The sequence below is a fragment of the Streptomyces sp. Y1 genome (genome assembly GCF_041053115.1).
GTDB lineage: Bacteria > Actinomycetota > Actinomycetes > Streptomycetales > Streptomycetaceae > Kitasatospora > Kitasatospora rubellomurina.
In genome coordinates this window covers 4231135-4246618 of record NZ_CP163445.1, presented here as the reverse complement: position 1 = coordinate 4246618, position 15484 = coordinate 4231135, and the positions used below count along the sequence as shown (strand labels likewise).

Genomic DNA, 15484 nt, shown 5'->3' with positions numbered 1-15484 from the left:
GGGTGCGGCCGCTCAGTTGGGCGAACCGTGCTCGGCCCGCCAGGCCTCCCAGCCGGCCGTGGAGGCCACCCGCGCCTCGTGCAGCGCCCGCTGGGCGACGGCGGTGGGCCGGTTCTCCAGGCCGCGCATCCAGTCGCGGCCGGCCATCGCCAGCGCCACGCACACCATCGTCGCCCCGGCCGCGCCGAGCAGCGAGCCGATGCCGGTGAGCACCGCGCCGCCGGCGAGCAGCGAGCGGTTGACCCGGAACCCGCTGAATTCACTCTCGTTGGTCGCCATGCCTCCACGATGCGGGCAGTCGGCGAGGGCCGCACCTCGGGCCCGTCGCCGAGGTGCGCCGCACCGGCCCGTCCGCGAACCTGGGCACACCGAGTGGGTGAGGAGGCGGCGCGATGCCGGATCTCGAACAGCTCGCCGTGGAGCACGCCGCCCGCGCGGCCGAGAGCCCGCACGGGCGCAGCGCCCATCTGCTGCTGCACGACGGCGTGTTGCGGCAGACCGTGATCGCGCTGACCGCCGGCACCGCGCTCGACGAGCACAACCCGCCGTCCGCGGGCAGCGTCCAGGTGCTGCGCGGCCGGGTCTCGCTGACCATCGCCGGGCACCGGCTGGAGCTGCCCGCCGGGCGGCTCGAGCCCGTCCCGCAGGAGCGGCACGGGCTGCTGGCGCACGTCGACTCGGTGGTGCTGCTGACCGCCGTCACCACCTGAGCGCCGTCACCGCCCGACCGCCACCGCCCGGCCGCCGTCACCCGGCCGCCGCCACCCGACCGGCCTCAGGTCGCGGCCGGCTCCAGCAGACTCGCGCTGACCAGCCGCAGCCCGAGCAGGAACTGCGGCCCGCTGGGCGCCTGTTCGGGCGCGGCCAGCCACTGCGCGACGTAACCGGCCAGCAGCGTCTGGTAGAAGGCGCCGCGGGCCAGCTCCTCCTCGGTGTCCGCCACCTCGGGCAGGCCCTGGAACAGCGCTGCCAGGCCGAGCCGGCCCTCCTTCTGCACCTCCGCCAGCGCGGCGGCCAGCTCCGGCGCGTGCTCGGCCTGCGCCAGCGCCTCGAACTGGGCCGCCCACAGGCCGCGGTGTTCGACGAAGACGCCCTTGAGGCCCTCCCAGACGGCGGCGAACCGCTCGTCCGGCCGGTCGGACACCTGGTTGGCGGCGATCACCACCGCGGCCAGGGACTGCCCCATCTCGCCGATCGCCTCGATCATCGCGGCGTTCAGCAGCGCGTCCTTCGAGCCGAAGTGGTAGCCGATCGCGGCCAGGCTGACACCGGAGGCGGTCGCGATGTCGCGGGCGGTGGTGCGCCCGTAGCCCTTCTCGTACAGGCAGCGCTTGGCGCCGGCCATCAGGTCTTCGCGGTTTCCCATGCCTCCGATCCTACGTCCCGCCTGGACGCTTGTCTCGGACGCATGTCTCGCACGGTCGTCTTGCACGATCGATTTACACGTACGTACTAGACAAGCGTCTGACACGTGCGTACCGTCTTCCTCATGACCGCAACCACCGGCCGCGCCGGCCGCCGCGAATGGATCGGCCTCGCCGTCCTCCTGCTCCCGACCCTCGTCCTCGCCATGGACATGGGCGTGCTGTTCTTCGCCGTCCCGTACATCTCCACCACGCTCGCCCCCAGCGGCACCCAGCAGCTGTGGATCATGGACATGTACTCGTTCCTGCTGGCCGGGCTGCTCATCACCATGGGCGCCCTCGGCGACCGGATCGGCCGCCGCCGACTGCTGATGGTCGGCGCCGCCGGCTTCATCGGCGCCTCGCTGCTGGCCGCCTGGTCCGGCAGCGCGGAACAGCTGATCGCCGCCCGGGCCCTGCTCGGCGCCGCCGGGGCCACCGTGATGCCCTCGACGCTCGCGCTGATCCGCACCATGTTCGACGACCCCAAGCAGCGGCAGATCGCGCTCGGTGCCTGGGGCGGCATGCTCACCGGCGGCGCCACCCTCGGGCCGGTCGCCGGCGGCCTGCTGCTCGACCACTGCTGGTGGGGCTCGGCGTTCCTGCTCGCCGTCCCCGTGATGGCCCTGGTGCTGCTCGGCGCGCCCTTCCTGCTCCCCGAGCACCGCAGCCCCGCCCTCCCCCAGCCTTCGGCCGGGGGGACCCCCATCGGCCGCTTCGACCTGCTCGGCGCCGCGCTCTCGTTCGCCGCGATCCTGCCGGCCGTCTACGGCATCAAGACCCTCGCGGTGGACGGCTGGGACCCGCTGCCCGCGGGCGCCCTCGCGGCCGGGCTGGTCCTCGCCGGTGCCTTCTACCTGCGCCAGCGCACCGCCGCGAACCCGCTGATCGACCTGAGCCTGTTCCGCATCCGCACCTTCAGCGGGGCGATCGGCGTCAACACCCTGGCGATGTTCGCGATGATGGGCTTCGCCCTCTTCACCTCGCAGTACCTGCAGCTGGTCAAGGGCATGAGCCCGTTCACCGCCTCGCTCTGGTCCCTGGTGCCGAGCGTCGGCGTCGGCGCGTCGGTCGGCATCAGCTCCGCGCTGGCCGGCAAGGTCCGCCCGGCGGTGCTGATGGGCTGCGGCTTCCTGATCGGCGCGACGGGCTTCGCGATGATGACCCAGGTCGGCCCGCACTCGCCGCTGGCGCTCATCCTCACCGCGGCCGGCGTGCTCGCCGCCGGGACGGTCGGCACCATGACGATGACCGCCGAGATGGTCGTCTCCGCCGCCCCCGCCGAACAGACCGGCGCCGCCTCGGCCACCTCCGAGACCGCCGTGGAGCTCGGCAGCTCGCTCGGCATCGCCCTGCTCGGCGCGGCCGGCGCGGCGGTCTACCGCCACCAGCTCGACGGCGGCCTCCCGGCGGGTGTCGGCGGCGAGGCCGCCCGCACCGCCCAGGACACCCTCGGCGGCGCGGTGAGCACCGCGGCCCAGCTGCCCGGCCGGCTCGGCACGGACCTGCTGGAGACCGCCCGCGGCGCCTTCACCGATGGGCTGCACGTGGCCGCCGTGGTCGGCCTGGTCTTCGCCCTCGGCGCCGGCCTGCTGGCCTACCGCCTGCTCGGCCACCTCCCCGCCGCCCCGGCCGCCGAGGCCGCCGAGACCGCCGAGACCGAGCCGGAGACCGCCGCCGCCTGACCCGGTCGGCGAACAACCGACACCGATCCGCGCGAGTCATCGAGAGCCCCCGCCCACCCGGGCGGGGGCTCTGTGCCGTTCGGGGGGGCGGCGATCCGGGCGCGGCCGTTCGGGGGCGGCGATCCGGGCGCGGCCGTTCGAGGGGCGGCGATCGCCACTCGCCCGCCGCGGCCTCGACCAGCGCGCCGAGTCGGGGGCGTGCGGCCGCGAACCACCGGCGGGCACGCGGAGTTGCGAAACGGCCGGAAGAGCCGGATCCGGGGCTGCCGGGGCCGCGCCCCGCGTGCCAGGGTGGGGGCATGACGGCGAATCACGGGCGGGTGCGCGGGAGTTACGACGCGGTGGCGGAGGAGTACCTGGGGCGGATCGGGGGTGAGCTGGCGTACAAGCCGCTGGACCGGGCGCTGTTGGCGGCCGTGGTGGAGGAGGCGGCCGGCGGGGTGGTGGCGGACCTCGGGTGCGGGCCGGGGCACGTGGCCGGGTGGCTGAGCGGGCTGGGGGCCGAGGTGGTGGGGATCGACCTGTCGCCGCGGATGGTCGAGCTGGCCCGGCGCGAGCACCCGAAGGCCGGGTTCCGCACCGGCGACCTGCTGGCGCTGCCCGCCGCGGACGGGGAGTTCGCGGCGGCGGTGGCGCTGTACTCGGTGATCCACCTGGAACCGGGCGAACTGGCGCCCGCCTTCGCCGAGATGCACCGGGTGCTGCGGCCGGGCGGGGTGCTGCTGGTCTCCTTCCACCTGGGCACCGAGGTGAAGCGGCTGGAGGAGTGGTGGGGCCACCCGGTGGACGTGGCCTTCCACCACCTGGAGACCGGGGCGGTGGCCGCCCTCCTCGCCGGCGCGGGCTTCGCCGTGGAGGCCCGCCTGGAGCGGGAGGGGCTGCCGCAGGAGGCCCCGACCCGGCGCGGCTACCTGCTGGCCCGGCGCCCGGCCTGACGGCCGTCCACCCCGGGGTGGACCCCTCCCGGTCCACCCCCGGGTGCGTGTGTCCGCGCCCGCGCGGGAGGACCGTGGTGGGCACCCGCTCCCCCGAGACGTCAGGAGCCCCCCATGTCCCTGCCGAGTCTGTTCTCCGTCCTCGGCGTCCTCTGCTGGGCCGGCTACGAGCTGCTGCTGCGCCACCGGGAGGACTCCGCCACGGGCAGCTGGCGCGCCGACGGGCGCGACCGCGGCTCCACCCGCCTGCTGCTGGCCGGCTACGGCGTGGCGGTGCTGGCCGTGGTGGTGTGCGCCCGGGCCTCGATCGGCGAACTGCCCACGGGGACGCGCTGGTCCGGGGTCGCGCTGATCGCCGCCGGGCTGGCGCTGCGGGCCTGGGGCATGACCACCCTGGGCCGGTACTACACCCGCACCCTGCGCACCGTGGACGCCCAGCGGGTGGTCCGCTCCGGCCCGTACCGGCTGGTCCGGCACCCGGGCTACAGCGGCAGCCTGCTGGTCTGGGCCGGCTACGCGCTGGGCACGGCCGGCTGGGCGGCGGCGCTGGTGGTGCTGGCGGTGCTGCTCACCGCGTACGGCTGGCGGATCGCCGCCGAGGAGCGGCTGCTGCTGGCGGCCTTCGGGGCGGAGTACGAGGAGTACCGGCGGGCGTCGAAGCGACTGGTTCCGTTCGTCTACTGATCACACCGGCGACGACGCGCCGACGAGCCCGCCGGGCCGGGCCCGACCCGGCCCCCGGGACGATTCGCCCGGCACCTGGTTTTCAGCCAGCGTTTCCCGGCCGGTGTATCCGTTCGTCGGTAAGGACAGGCATACTGGCCAGCACGGGCGCTAGCCCTCCCGTGACTCTAGACAAGAAGGGACCGGTGGCCAGGGATGCTGCGGAACGGTCTTGAGCCCTGGCACATCTTCGTGGTGCTGGCGGTCGTAGTGCTGCTGTTCGGTTCGAAGAAGCTGCCGGAGATGGCCCGCGGGCTCGGCAAGTCGATGCGCATCCTGAAGGCGGAGACCAAGGCGATGCGCGAGGACGACCCCCCCGCCGACGCCGGCACCGCCCAGAGCACGGCCGCGCCGCAGCAGCCGGCCGCCGAGCGCCCGGCCGTCACGCCGACCAACGTGACCAAGGCCACCGAGGCGAAGCACACCGAGACCGCCTGAGTCCGCGCGACGCCCCCTCGGAAGCCCCCGGCACTGCCGGGGGCTTCCGTCGTTCCCGCCGCACCTTTCCGCTGGACGCCCCGGAGCGGCCGGCCCGACCCGTCCACCGGACGGCTCGGGTTGTCCACAGGCCTGTGGACAACCCGAGCCCGCCGGGGTCAGTCGTCCTGGAAGTCGCCAGCGGTGTGCAGCGTCGCGTAGAGGGCGGACAGCCGGGCGTTCCAGTTGGCGTAGGTGGGGCCGTCGATGGCGTGCTTCTTGCCCAGGTCCTTGATCACCTTCTGGGCGCCCTTCAGCTTCTGGGCCGCGTCGTCCGGATTGCCCTCGTTGAGGGCGGCGGCGGTGTCGTCGAGGACCTTCAGCAGCTCCAGCTGACGGTCCCGTTCCTTGGCCACCTGGGTCTGCGCGACGGCCTGACGGAAGGACTGGAGCTGCAGGGCCGCCGGCTGGTTGCGCGGGACGGCCTGGGTGGGGGCCGCGCTCGCCGGGGCGGACGGCGTGGCGGACGGCCCGGTGGCGGCCGGGGTCGCGGCCGCGGACGGGCCGGGCGTGCGGGCGGCGGTGCTCGCGGGCGGCGGGGTGGCGGCGGCGTGCCCGGCCGGCTCGTCGAAGGCGGTGACCGCCAGCGCGGTGACCCCGGCCAGCCCGACCACCCCCAGCGCCCCGATGACCAGCGGCTTGCGGCGCCGGCTGCTCGCGGCCGGGGCGGGCCGCGCGGGCGGGACGGGCACGGCCGCCGGCGCGGTCGGGACCGGCGCCATCACCGAGGTGGCGGCCGGCGGCTGGGGCGGCAGCAGGGTGGTGTGCTGCTGGTCCGGGTTCGGCCCGAACGGGGACTGCGGCGGAGCGACCGGCGGGAGCACCCGGGTCGGCGCGGCGGTGGTCGACAGCAGCTCGGCGGTCGGGTCACCGACCATCAACCCGGGGACGGTGGCGAGGAGTTCGGCGCGCGCCGCGGTGGCGTCGGCCGGGCGCCCGGCGGGGTTCTTGGCGAGCAGCCGCAGCACGGCGGCGTCCAGCGCCGGCGGCAGGCCCGGGCGCCGGAAGGACGGCGGCACCGGCTGCTCGCTGACGTGCTTGAAGGCGATCGCGACCGGCGTCTCGGCGGTGAACGGGGTCTCGCCGGTGAGCATCTCGGTCAGCACGCAGCCGACCGCGTACAGGTCGGTGCGGCCGTCCAGGGCGGAGGCGGTGGCCTGCTCGGGCGAGAGGTAGGCGGCGGTGCCGAGCACGCTGGCGGTCTGGGTCAGGTTGTTGGAGGAGCCGGCCCGGGCGATGCCGAAGTCGACGACCTTCACCCCGCCGTCGTCGGTGATCATGATGTTGCCGGGCTTGATGTCCCGGTGCACCAGCTCGGCCGCGTGCGCGACGGCCAGCGCCTCGCAGACCGCCGCCGCGATGCCCACGGCGCGCTCCACCGGCAGGGTCGGCTGCTCGACCAGCACCGCGGCCAGCGAACGGCCGTGGACCAGCTCCATGACGATGAACGGGGTGCCCTGGTCCACGCCCGAGTCGAAGACCATGACGATCCTCGGGTGCACCAGCATGGCCGCGTGCTGCGCCTCGCGGCTGAACCGCTCGGCGAAGCGGGGGTCGTCGGCGAGGCCGCCGTTGAGGACCTTGACGGCCACCTGGCGGCCGAGCACGCGGTCGACACCGCGCCAGACGGTGGCCATGCCGCCGACGCCGAGTATCTCGACGAGTTCGTAACGCCCGTTCAGCGCCCGACCGATCACCTGGAGCTCCCCTCACGTGCGCTGCCCGGGGTTCGGGCCGCCTCGTGCACCTGTGCACGATAGCGGCCCCGCCGGGAGGCGCCCCGCGAGCAGGGGAGGCGGTCGGGGGACCGGGCAGCGGTCCCCCGGCCGCCGGCACGGGGGTGTGCGGCCCGCCCTGACTGCGGGAGGGCGGGCCGCACGTTTCCGGGCCGGCCGGGCCGGCGGCGCGTCCGGGGAGAGCGCCTGCCGGTCCGGCCGGGGCCGGCCGGGTGGACGGCGGGCACGGGGGAGCCGACCGGCCACCCGGAGTCTTCGGGTGGTCCTGCGCACGGGCGGTGCGCAGGTACTGCGGGTGGTGCGGGTGGTGCGGGTGGTGCGGGTACTGCGGGTGGTGCGGTCCGGATGGGCGGCGAGCCCGGGGGGATTCGCTCGCCGCCCATCCGGAGTTCTGGGGGGTGTCTCAGGACGTTCCGGACTTCGGATCGTCCGATTTGCCCGGGCGGACGGTCGGCCCGCCCGGTGGGGCCGGTGCGGTCGCGCCGCCGTGGCCGCCCGGCTTGCTGTCGGCGCCGCCGTTCTGGTTCCCGCCGTTCGCGCCGCCGCCGTTCTGGTTCCCGCCGTTCGCGTTGCCGCCGTTCTGGGCGCCCTGGCCGTCGCCGCCCTTTCCGGCGCCGGAGCCCGAGCCGGTCCGGCCCGGGTCGTGCGGTTGGCCGGTGGCACCCTGGTGGCCGTCCTGGCCGGCCCGGTCCGGCGCCTTGGCGCAGTACTCGGCCACCTTGTCGGCACCGCCCGCCTCCGTGACCAGCTGCGCGAACAGCGGGTCGGCGGCCACCCGTAGCGGGTGCTCGCCCTTGCCCGTCCGCTCCACGAACCCCCGGCAGAGGTCCGCGAGCGGGCCGGCGGCCGGGTGGCCCGCGCCGTGCCCGTCCGCCGAGGGCGAGCCGGGGGTCGGCACGAGCGCCTGCGCTCCGGCCGAGGGGGACGTGCCGGGCGGACGTGCGGACGCGCCGTGGGCGGAGCCGCCGGTGGGTGAGGAGGCCGAACCGGCGGCGGAGGCGCCGTCCGTCCCGAGGGTGCGGGCCGGCTCGGGCGTGCCGCCGCCGATCCCGGGCAGGTTGCCCGTCCCGGCGGCGACCGCGACCCCGCACAGCGCAGTGGCCCCGAGCACGGCGGCAGCGGCCTTCGTGCTGAAGGCCCTGGCCAGCGTGGCGGTCGCCATCGGTCGTCTCCGGACGGGTGCGGTGGTCGTGACGGGGTGGGGCGCGAGACGGGCCTCCCGGAACGCGGCCAGCGCGGCCTCCTCCCCGGCCAGTTCACCGGCCGTCGCGGGAGCGGCGGCCGCGGCCAGCACCCGGGCGAGCTGCCCGGGACCGCCGTCCGGTCCGGTGAGCGAGGCGCCCTGCCCGGCCGACGGGCCGCCCACGGCACCGCCGAGCAGCTGCTCGGCGGTATCACGGTCGATCCGACGGGGTCGGTTGGTGCTCATCTCATGTCCTTCAGCGTCGCGGCCCGGTGTTCCGTCACACCTTGCGGAGATTTTTTTCTCGCGGGTTTCCGCGCGGAGGTCCCGGAGCCGTCCCGGGCGGGGTCCGCGGCCGGATCCGGCGCGTCCTCCGTACCCGTCCGAGCGGCCGGGATCCCGACGCCGGTCTGGCCGAGCAGCTTGGCCAGCCGCTTCAGGCCCCGGTGGGCGGCCATCCGGACGGTGCCCGCCCGTTTGCCGAGCACCCGGGCGGCGCTCTCGGCGTCGAGCTCCATCACCACCCGCAGCAGGACGGCCTCGGCCTGGTCCTGCGGCAGCCGGGAGATCAGCGCCAGTGCGTCGGAGGTGCCGACCGAGGCCAGCGCGCTGCCCGCCGTGTCGTCCCCGGCGGCCAGCTCGGACAGGTACTCGAAGGGCAGGTCCGCGACCGGGCGGCGGCGCCGGGCCCGCAGGTGGTCCAGGGCGCGGTGCCGGGCGACGGTGGCGGCCCAGCCGCGGAAGCCGTCGCCGTCGCCGGAGAACCCGCTCAGGTCGCGGGCGATCTGCAGCCAGGTCTCGGAGGCGATGTCCTCCGCGTCCTGCGCGTCCTCCGGGCGGCCGCCGACCAGCACCCGCAGGTAGCGCAGCAGGCCCGGCTGGACGGTCCGGAACAGCAGCCGGAAGGCCTCCTCGTCCCCGGCCTGGGCGGCCAGGACGGCCTCGGTCAACTCGGCTTCGGTGGCGGCCCGGCCCGGTGGCGGGTCTTCGGGGGGTACCGGTCCGGACCGACCGAGCGGGCCGCCGGCCCCCGCTCCTGGGAGTTCTGCACTCTGCACCCGCCACATGATGCGCCATCCGGGCGAACAGCTCGGCCCCGGTCGCGAGGCCGGTCGGCGGCAGCGGGCCGCACCCGGCGCCGGGGCACCCCGGCCACCTCCCCGCACTCCAGGAAAACCGCAGGTCAGCGGCGGTGTCACGGGTCTCACCATGACACCTGTCACGCGGAACGGGCAACGGACGGCACTGCTCCGGCCCGGGGGTCGCCGAGAAGACTGGAGGCACGACGCGGGCAGCGGCCCGCGGCAGCCAGTCGGGGAGGAACCCACCGTGAGCCAGACCGTCACCACCGCAGCCGTCGCCGCTCCCGCCGCCCACGCCACCGCCCCCGCGCAGGGCGCCGGGGCGCCGAACCCGCTCGCCGCCGGGCTGCGGCCGCTGGCCCTCGACATCGCCGCGCCGCTGGCCGGCTACTACCTGCTGCACTCGGTCTGCGGCCTGAGCGAGTTCGCCGCGCTGGCCTGGAGCAGCGTCGTCCCGGCCGGGCGGACGGTCCTCGGCCTGCTCCAGGAGCGCCGGCTCAACCTGTGGTCGTCGCTGATGCTGACGGTCAACCTGGCCGGTCTGGCCCTCACCCTGGTCAGCGGCGACGCCCGGATGATGATCGCCAAGGACGGCCTGCTGAGCGGCACCGTGGCGCTGGCGATCCTGGTCTCGGCGCTGATCGGGCGCCCGGTGATGACCCCGATGCTGATGCCCTTCGTGACCAAGGGCCGGCGGGACCGCGCCGCCGCGTGGCAGCGGCTGGTCGAGGGCCGCGCGGCCGGCTCCCGGGCCTTCCACCGCCACGAGCGGGTCTTCGCCGGGATCTGGGGGACCGCGCTGCTGGCCGAGTGCGCGGCCCGGGTGGTCGGCGCCTTCACCCTGCCGGTGGCCACCATGACCTGGCTGTCCACCGTGTTCCTGGTCGGCGCGATCGTGGCCGGCTCGATGCTCGGCCAGATCGCCGTCGAGCCGATCGAGAAGCTGGTCCGCGACGAGGTCGAGGCCCCGACCGCCCGCTGAGCGCACGGCCCGAGCGCGCCGTCGCGGGGCGGGCCGACCTCCCCGTCATCGGACGGGCCCGGAGTTCCGTGAACGGACGGTTCCGCCGGATCGAACGGGATGGAACCACAGGAACCATCCATCCCTCTCGGGAGTCGTTCATAACAAGGGGGTAACGGGACCCCCGGTCGAGGAAACGGGGACCCCATGATTCGGACGAGCACGCCCACCACCACCGAGGACCGCACCCTCGTCTGGGACGGCTGCCTGAACGTCCGGGACCTGGGCGGACTGCCCACCACCGTCGGCCGACCCACCGCCCGGGGCGCGATCGTCCGGGCGGACAACCTGGACCGCCTCACCGCCGAGGGCCGGGAGGCCCTGCTGGACCACGGCATCCGCACCGTCGTCGACCTGCGGGACGCCGCCGAGCACAAGCCGCTGCTGCCGCTCCCCGAGGACGTCGAGCTGATCCGCGTCCCGCTGGACGAGCTGGCCGGCCCCGCCTGGTGGCAGGCGCACGGCCACCTGGACGGCACCCCGCTCGTCTTCCGCCCCTACCTGGAGCACTGCCCGCACGCCGCCGCCGCGCTGGTCTCCGCGATCGCCGCGGCCCGCCCCGGCGGCCTGGTGGTGCACTGCGGCGCCGGCCGCGACCGCACCGGCCTGGCCGCCGCACTGCTGCTCGCCCTGGCCGGGGTCGACCGGGACGCGATCGTCGAGGACTACCTGCTGAGCGAGCCGAACGTCCGCCCGCTGTACACGATGCTCGGCCTGCGGGACCCGTACCGCCGGATCGACGCGGCGCTCGCCGAGGCCGGCACCACCGCCGGGGCGGCCCTGGGCTCGGCCCTGGACGGCTTCGACCCGGCCCGCTACCTGCTCGCCGCCGGGAACACGCCCGCCGAGCTCGCGGCCGTCCGGGCGCGACTGCTGCCGGACGCGTAGGACGCCGGGGGCAAGCAGGACGTCCGGCGGGACTACCCCCCAGTAACGTCAACCGATGGTTGACGACCCTCGGATCGACAACCTACGGTTGACGCATGGAGAATCCCGTCGTTCCCTCCGCCACCCCGCTGCGCCTCGACGACCTGATCGCCGCGATCAAGAAGGTCCACGCCGACGCGCTCGACCAGCTGTCCGACGCGGTCATCGCCGCCGACCACCTCGGCGAACTCGCCGACCACCTGATCGGCCACTTCGTCGACCAGGCCCGGCGCTCCGGCGCCTCCTGGACCGACATCGGCCGCAGCATGGGCGTCACCAAGCAGGCCGCCCAGAAGCGCTTCGTCCCCAAGGACCCGGGCACCCCGAACGATCTGGACCCCAGCCAGGGCTTCAGCCGGTTCACCCCCCGGGCCCGCAACGTCGTCATGGCCTCCCAGGAGGAGGCCCGGGCCGCCGGCAACGCCGAGATCACCGCCGAGCACCTGCTGGTCGGGCTGCTCGCCGAACCGGAGGGCATCGCCGTCAAGGCCCTCGCCGCCCAGGGCGTCACCCCGGAGGCCGTCCGGACGGCCGTCGCCGCGGCCCTGCCGGCCGCCGTCGAGACCGTGCCGGCGCTCATCCCGTACGACGCGCGGGGGAAGAAGGCGCTGGAGCTGACCTTCCGCGAGGCGCTCCGGCTCGGGCACAACTACATCGGCACCGAGCACATCCTGCTCGCGCTGCTGGAGCTGGAGAACGGCGACGGCGTGCTGACCGGGCTGAAGGTCGACAAGCCCGAGGCCGAGACCTTCGTCGCCGAGGCCGTCGCCGCCCTCGTCGCCGCCACCCGGGGCGGCGACCAGTCGTAGCAGCGGAGGCGGCCGGCCCCGGGCGAAGGATCCCGCCCGGGGCCGGTCACGCCGCTGGGGCGCCGCCCAGCCAGCCGCAGCCGCCGCTCAGAAGCCGGAGATCGGAGTGGAGAAGATCCGCACCCGGCCGTCCGCCTCCGCCTCCAGCGCGGCGCGCAGCCGGAGCGAGCGGGCCGGGCCGAGCAGGTCCAGCGCCTCCTCGACGCCGGCCCAGCGGTACGCGTCCAGTTCACCGGCCGGGACGGTCACGGGGGTGCCGTCCGGGACGGTGCCGAACGCGAACAGGAAGTGCTGGGCGGGGTGGTCCAGTTCGGGCGAGGGGTGGGTCCAGGAGATCGCCAGCAGCTCGCCGGCCTCCTGGACGATGCCGGTCTCCTCCTCCAACTCCCGTACGGCGCACTCGACCGGGCCCTCACCGAGGTCGATCGTCCCGCCCGGGAACTGCCAGTGCTCGCGGTAGCCGGCCTTCACGATCAGGATCCGGCCGGACGCGTCCCGCAGCAGGCAGCCGGCCGCCGCGTAGATCCGGGGCAGCGACGCCAGCCATTCCTCACGGGACTTCAGGGGCTCGGGCTCGGCCGTCACGGCGGACCTCCTGGGGCGGGGCGGGTACAGGTGGCCCCAACTCTGCCACCGGGCACGGCCGGTCGGCCGCACCCGGGGGCACCGTCCGGCCCGGTCAGCGCTGGGCGGACAGGTGCTCGACCAGGCGGTCGAAGCTGGAGTTCATGCCCGCCTCGGCCTCCGGCCCGCGGAACATCTCGGGCACGTCGGTCTGGTGCAGGACGACCTCGGTGCGGCCGTCGCCGAGGTCCTTGAAGGCCAGGCTGGAGCTCATGCCGACGCCCTCCTCCCGGATCACGAGCAGCTCGCCGGGGACGAACGCGGTGATCGTGCTGCGCAGCGGGAAGGTGTCGCCGGTCGCGTCGATGGTCATCGTGCTGTCGTAACGGCCGCCCACCTTCGGCTCGATGGTCACCGTGTCCAGCTCCACGTGGGTGCCGACCGGGCCCCAGAAGCGGACGAACTGCTCGGGCTCGACGTAGGCGCGGAACACCGCGTCCGGGCCGGCCGGCAGCTCGCGGGTGATGGTCAGCTCGCCCAGGTTCTCGGTCATGTGGTGTCCGTCCGTCCTCGCTCGGGTGAGGCGCCCTCGGTGGCGCGCTTTCACAGGGGTAGACCGGGTGCCCGGTCGAAACTCATCGCTCCGCGCCGATTTTTTTCCGCTGCCCGCCGAGGTGTTTTCCGACCGGTTCCCCCGGGCCGGATCAGGCCGATTCCGCCGGGAGCGATGAGCCCGGGCCGCGCGGACGGTCCACACCGCATGGACCTCGACCGCCACACCGCGACCGCCCCCGTGCTCACCTGCGACCTGGGCGCCCTCACCGCCCCCGACCTGGCCGTCGTCGACGCGCTCGCCCGGCTGCGGCTGGCCGCCGGGCGGCACGGTGTGGGCGTGGTGCTGCTGAACGCGGACGGGCCGCTGCGCGAACTGCTCGCGTTCAGCGGCCTCGCGGCGCTGCTGCCGGGCGCGGCCGACCCGCCGGCGCTGGCGGGGATGCTCGACGTTCCGCGACCCGACACCCGGCTACTCCGCGTCCAACCGGGGCGGGAGGCCGAACAGGGGGAAGAGCACGTCGGTGTCGAGGAAGTTGGTGAGCCCGGTGATCCGGCCCCCTGACACCTCCGGCACGATCAGCGCCCACGGCTCGTGCCCGCCCGCCGGGCTCGGCCGGTACTGGCCGAACGCCGGGCCGCCGTTGGCCGTCACCGGCACCAGTCGCGAGCCCCGGCAGCCGTGGCCCGGGCCCAGCATCCAGTCCCGGATCTCGCCCCGGCCGCGCAGCCACATCGAGAACGGCGGCATGTTGAGCGTGACGTCCTCGTGCAGCAGCGCCGCCAGGCCGTCCATGTCGTAGGCCTCGAAGGCCGTGACGTAGCGGTCCAGCAGGGCGCGGTGGTCGGCGTCCAGCGGCTGCGGGGGCCGCGCGGCCGAGTCGTCGGCGGCCAGTACGGCCCGGGCCCGCTGCAGCGCGCTGTTGACCGAGGCCACCGTGACGCCGAGCAGTTCGGCCGCCTCGGCCGCCTTCCAGCCGAGCACCTCGCGCAGGATCAGCACCGCCCGCTGCCGGGGCGCCAGGCGCTGCAGCGCGGCGACGAAGGCCAGCTTCACCGACTCGCGCTGCGCCGCCACCTCGGCCGGGTCCCCCGTCTCGGGGAGCACCCGGCCGTCCGGCGCCGGACCGATCCAGGTGACCTCGGGCAGCTGGGTGTCGCTCGCCGTGGCCACCGTCACCGGACCGGCGAGGTCCATCGGACGGGCCCGGTTGTTGCGGCCGTTCAACGCGTCCAGGCAGACGTTGGTGGCGATCCGGTACAGCCAGGAGCGCAGCGCGGCCCGACCCTCGAAGCCCTGGTAGCCGCGCCAGGCGCGGACCATCGTCTCCTGCACCGCGTCCTCGGCCTCGAAGACCGAGCCGAGCATGCGGTAGCAGTAGCCCGTCAACTCGGTGCGGTGCCGCTCGATCCGGACCTCGACCGGCTCCTCCGCGATCACATCGGCCATGGTGCGCCCCCAACGTCCTGCCGTGCCCTGTGCCCTGCGCTGATCAACAGGCCCTGTGCCGGTGATCGCGACGAACCTAGCGGACACCTCCGACAATCGCCCGGACCGTCCCTCGGGGCCGCCCGGCCCGGGCGCCTGAACACGCGTCAGGGGCGGGCCCGGAGGTTCCGGCGCCCGCCCCGAGAGGGAACCCCGGACGACGCGGCGCTCAGTGCGCCGAGTGCTTCTCCGCGCCGCGGTGCCGGTGCCCCTTGAGCTCGGCGTGCATCGCCGGGGCGGAGTGCATCGCCGCCGTCGCCGCGTCGCGCCCGCCGTGGCGGAAGGCGCCGCCGGCGCCGTACCCGGCGGTGGCGGAGGACACGGATCCGGCCTGCGGCGTCGGTCCGAGCCGGGTGGGCGCGCTCGCCATGCCCCGGCGTTCCAGCAGCTCCTGGGTGCCCTGGCGGAGCTTGGCGGTGCTGCCCGGTGATCGCTTGGTCATCATCGGCCTCCCTTCGGCGGCCACCGACCGGACGGATGTCGGCCGGAGGGCCCGCACGGGCGTTATGTCCGGATTTTATCCGGCCTGGGGGCCCGTGCCACCGGGGAGCCGAGCCGAGCCGGGCCGGCCGGGGCACCCGGCCCGTGACTCAGCCCATGACCTCGTGGACGTAGCACCAGCGCCAGTCCTCCCCCGGCTCGAACGAGCGGATCACCGGGTGCGAGGAATCGTGGAAGTGCGCGGTGGCGTGCCGCCGCGGCGAGAAGTCGCAGCAGCCGATGTGGCCGCAGTCCAGGCAGATCCGCAGGTGCACCCAGTCCCGGCGGCCCTCGGCCAGGCAGTCGGCGCAGCCGTCGACGGGCGGAAGCGGCGCGATCTCCCGGGGGGCCGCGGCGAGGTCTTCGCAGGCGCTCATGGTCGTCGAGGGTAGTGACGGCCCCGGTCGGGCCCGCCCGC

General features: G+C 75.4%; 19 protein-coding genes. 9 read left to right on the top strand and 10 right to left on the bottom strand.

Features of this window, described 5'->3' with window-relative positions:
- Positions 1 to 12: 12 nt before the first annotated feature.
- Positions 13 to 279, bottom strand: coding sequence for a hypothetical protein (locus AB2U05_RS18145; protein ID WP_045697172.1), 267 nt, complete (start codon positions 277 to 279; stop codon positions 13 to 15).
- Positions 280 to 392: 113 nt separating this feature from the next.
- On the opposite strand from AB2U05_RS18145, the gene AB2U05_RS18140 reads away from it, so the two are divergent.
- Entirely contained in the window at positions 393 to 710 is a 318-nt protein-coding gene (locus AB2U05_RS18140; RefSeq protein ID WP_045697170.1) for a hypothetical protein, read from the top strand.
- Between the two features lie 65 nt (positions 711 to 775).
- Here AB2U05_RS18140 and AB2U05_RS18135 read toward each other — a convergent pair whose 3' ends face one another.
- Positions 776 to 1366 (bottom strand): TetR/AcrR family transcriptional regulator, encoded by a 591-nt coding sequence (locus AB2U05_RS18135; protein ID WP_045697168.1) that lies wholly within the window; start codon positions 1364 to 1366, stop codon positions 776 to 778.
- Between the two features lie 123 nt (positions 1367 to 1489).
- Here AB2U05_RS18135 and AB2U05_RS18130 point away from each other — a divergent pair, with 123 nt between their 5' ends.
- From AB2U05_RS18130 to tatA, 4 genes are all read left to right on the top strand, one after another.
- A complete protein-coding gene (locus AB2U05_RS18130; RefSeq protein WP_369183734.1) occupies positions 1490 to 3088 on the top strand; it encodes an MFS transporter in 1599 nt (532 codons plus the stop codon).
- A gap of 299 nt (positions 3089 to 3387) precedes the next feature.
- Positions 3388 to 4023: a class I SAM-dependent methyltransferase gene (locus AB2U05_RS18125; RefSeq protein WP_045697163.1), complete on the top strand. Its 636-nt coding sequence runs from the start codon at positions 3388 to 3390 to the stop codon at positions 4021 to 4023.
- 114 nt (positions 4024 to 4137) lie between these two features.
- Positions 4138 to 4707 (top strand): isoprenylcysteine carboxylmethyltransferase family protein, encoded by a 570-nt coding sequence (locus tag AB2U05_RS18120; RefSeq protein WP_369183733.1) that lies wholly within the window; start codon positions 4138 to 4140, stop codon positions 4705 to 4707.
- 195 nt (positions 4708 to 4902) lie between these two features.
- On the top strand, positions 4903 to 5184 hold the full coding sequence (gene tatA, locus AB2U05_RS18115; protein WP_045697158.1) for a Sec-independent protein translocase subunit TatA: 282 nt from the start codon (positions 4903 to 4905) through the stop codon (positions 5182 to 5184).
- Positions 5185 to 5342: 158 nt separating this feature from the next.
- Here tatA and AB2U05_RS18110 read toward each other — a convergent pair whose 3' ends face one another.
- The 3 genes from AB2U05_RS18110 to AB2U05_RS18100 all read right to left on the bottom strand — a co-directional run bounded on the left by AB2U05_RS18110 (position 5343) and on the right by AB2U05_RS18100 (position 9092).
- Positions 5343 to 6920, bottom strand: a complete 1578-nt coding sequence (locus AB2U05_RS18110) for a protein kinase (protein WP_369183732.1) — start codon at positions 6918 to 6920, stop codon at positions 5343 to 5345.
- Positions 6921 to 7362: 442 nt separating this feature from the next.
- The gene (locus AB2U05_RS18105) at positions 7363 to 8388 is read right to left on the bottom strand and encodes a hypothetical protein (protein ID WP_369183731.1); all 1026 of its coding nucleotides are present in this window, start codon (positions 8386 to 8388) and stop codon (positions 7363 to 7365) included.
- Positions 8385 to 9092 carry an RNA polymerase sigma factor gene (locus tag AB2U05_RS18100; protein ID WP_045708762.1) on the bottom strand — a complete coding sequence of 236 codons (708 nt, stop codon included), beginning with the start codon at positions 9090 to 9092 and terminating at the stop codon, positions 8385 to 8387. The genes AB2U05_RS18105 and AB2U05_RS18100 overlap by 4 nt, the downstream gene beginning before the upstream one ends.
- 379 nt (positions 9093 to 9471) lie before the next feature.
- Here AB2U05_RS18100 and AB2U05_RS18095 point away from each other — a divergent pair, with 379 nt between their 5' ends.
- From AB2U05_RS18095 to AB2U05_RS18085, 3 genes are all read left to right on the top strand, one after another.
- A complete protein-coding gene (locus tag AB2U05_RS18095) occupies positions 9472 to 10206 on the top strand; it encodes a VC0807 family protein (protein WP_244178798.1) in 735 nt (244 codons plus the stop codon).
- 186 nt (positions 10207 to 10392) lie between these two features.
- Positions 10393 to 11133, top strand: a complete 741-nt coding sequence (locus AB2U05_RS18090; RefSeq protein WP_369183730.1) for a tyrosine-protein phosphatase — start codon at positions 10393 to 10395, stop codon at positions 11131 to 11133.
- 95 nt (positions 11134 to 11228) lie between these two features.
- The gene (locus AB2U05_RS18085; RefSeq protein ID WP_045697151.1) at positions 11229 to 11981 is read left to right on the top strand and encodes a Clp protease N-terminal domain-containing protein; all 753 of its coding nucleotides are present in this window, start codon (positions 11229 to 11231) and stop codon (positions 11979 to 11981) included.
- An 87-nt stretch (positions 11982 to 12068) separates the two neighbouring features.
- Here the strand turns inward: AB2U05_RS18085 and AB2U05_RS18080 are convergent, their stop codons facing one another.
- Positions 12069 to 12566 carry an NUDIX hydrolase gene (locus AB2U05_RS18080; RefSeq protein WP_052706264.1) on the bottom strand — a complete coding sequence of 166 codons (498 nt, stop codon included), beginning with the start codon at positions 12564 to 12566 and terminating at the stop codon, positions 12069 to 12071.
- 94 nt (positions 12567 to 12660) lie between these two features.
- Positions 12661 to 13098: an SRPBCC domain-containing protein gene (locus tag AB2U05_RS18075; protein WP_045697149.1), complete on the bottom strand. Its 438-nt coding sequence runs from the start codon at positions 13096 to 13098 to the stop codon at positions 12661 to 12663.
- A 207-nt stretch (positions 13099 to 13305) separates the two neighbouring features.
- On the opposite strand from AB2U05_RS18075, the gene AB2U05_RS18070 reads away from it, so the two are divergent.
- Positions 13306 to 13662 carry an STAS domain-containing protein gene (locus tag AB2U05_RS18070; protein WP_369183729.1) on the top strand — a complete coding sequence of 119 codons (357 nt, stop codon included), beginning with the start codon at positions 13306 to 13308 and terminating at the stop codon, positions 13660 to 13662.
- Here AB2U05_RS18070 and AB2U05_RS18065 read toward each other — a convergent pair.
- The 3 genes from AB2U05_RS18065 to AB2U05_RS18055 form a co-directional block, all read right to left on the bottom strand.
- Positions 13570 to 14547 carry a sigma-70 family RNA polymerase sigma factor gene (locus tag AB2U05_RS18065; protein ID WP_045697144.1) on the bottom strand — a complete coding sequence of 326 codons (978 nt, stop codon included), beginning with the start codon at positions 14545 to 14547 and terminating at the stop codon, positions 13570 to 13572. The genes AB2U05_RS18070 and AB2U05_RS18065 overlap by 93 nt on opposite strands.
- 208 nt (positions 14548 to 14755) lie before the next feature.
- Positions 14756 to 15028 carry a hypothetical protein gene (locus AB2U05_RS18060; RefSeq protein ID WP_369183728.1) on the bottom strand — a complete coding sequence of 91 codons (273 nt, stop codon included), beginning with the start codon at positions 15026 to 15028 and terminating at the stop codon, positions 14756 to 14758.
- Between the two features lie 148 nt (positions 15029 to 15176).
- Positions 15177 to 15443, bottom strand: coding sequence for a UBP-type zinc finger domain-containing protein (locus tag AB2U05_RS18055; RefSeq protein WP_045697139.1), 267 nt, complete (start codon positions 15441 to 15443; stop codon positions 15177 to 15179).
- Between the last annotated feature and the right edge of the window lie 41 nt (positions 15444 to 15484).

What these genes read in the sequence shown, in the direction of transcription:
- AB2U05_RS18145 (WP_045697172.1), bottom strand. Translation starts at nt 279, where the DNA reads ATGGCGACCAACGAGAGTGAATTCAGCGGGTTCCGGGTCAACCGCTCG.
- AB2U05_RS18140 (WP_045697170.1), top strand. Translation starts at nt 393, where the DNA reads ATGCCGGATCTCGAACAGCTCGCCGTGGAGCACGCCGCCCGCGCGGCC.
- AB2U05_RS18135 (WP_045697168.1), bottom strand. Translation starts at nt 1,366, where the DNA reads ATGGGAAACCGCGAAGACCTGATGGCCGGCGCCAAGCGCTGCCTGTAC.
- AB2U05_RS18130 (WP_369183734.1), top strand. Translation starts at nt 1,490, where the DNA reads ATGACCGCAACCACCGGCCGCGCCGGCCGCCGCGAATGGATCGGCCTC.
- AB2U05_RS18125 (WP_045697163.1), top strand. Translation starts at nt 3,388, where the DNA reads ATGACGGCGAATCACGGGCGGGTGCGCGGGAGTTACGACGCGGTGGCG.
- AB2U05_RS18120 (WP_369183733.1), top strand. Translation starts at nt 4,138, where the DNA reads ATGTCCCTGCCGAGTCTGTTCTCCGTCCTCGGCGTCCTCTGCTGGGCC.
- tatA (WP_045697158.1), top strand. Translation starts at nt 4,903, where the DNA reads ATGCTGCGGAACGGTCTTGAGCCCTGGCACATCTTCGTGGTGCTGGCG.
- AB2U05_RS18105 (WP_369183731.1), bottom strand. Translation starts at nt 8,388, where the DNA reads ATGAGCACCAACCGACCCCGTCGGATCGACCGTGATACCGCCGAGCAG.
- AB2U05_RS18090 (WP_369183730.1), top strand. Translation starts at nt 10,393, where the DNA reads ATGATTCGGACGAGCACGCCCACCACCACCGAGGACCGCACCCTCGTC.
- AB2U05_RS18085 (WP_045697151.1), top strand. Translation starts at nt 11,229, where the DNA reads ATGGAGAATCCCGTCGTTCCCTCCGCCACCCCGCTGCGCCTCGACGAC.
- AB2U05_RS18075 (WP_045697149.1), bottom strand. Translation starts at nt 13,098, where the DNA reads ATGACCGAGAACCTGGGCGAGCTGACCATCACCCGCGAGCTGCCGGCC.
- AB2U05_RS18070 (WP_369183729.1), top strand. Translation starts at nt 13,306, where the DNA reads ATGGACCTCGACCGCCACACCGCGACCGCCCCCGTGCTCACCTGCGAC.
- AB2U05_RS18065 (WP_045697144.1), bottom strand. Translation starts at nt 14,547, where the DNA reads ATGGCCGATGTGATCGCGGAGGAGCCGGTCGAGGTCCGGATCGAGCGG.
- AB2U05_RS18060 (WP_369183728.1), bottom strand. Translation starts at nt 15,028, where the DNA reads ATGACCAAGCGATCACCGGGCAGCACCGCCAAGCTCCGCCAGGGCACC.
- AB2U05_RS18055 (WP_045697139.1), bottom strand. Translation starts at nt 15,443, where the DNA reads ATGAGCGCCTGCGAAGACCTCGCCGCGGCCCCCCGGGAGATCGCGCCG.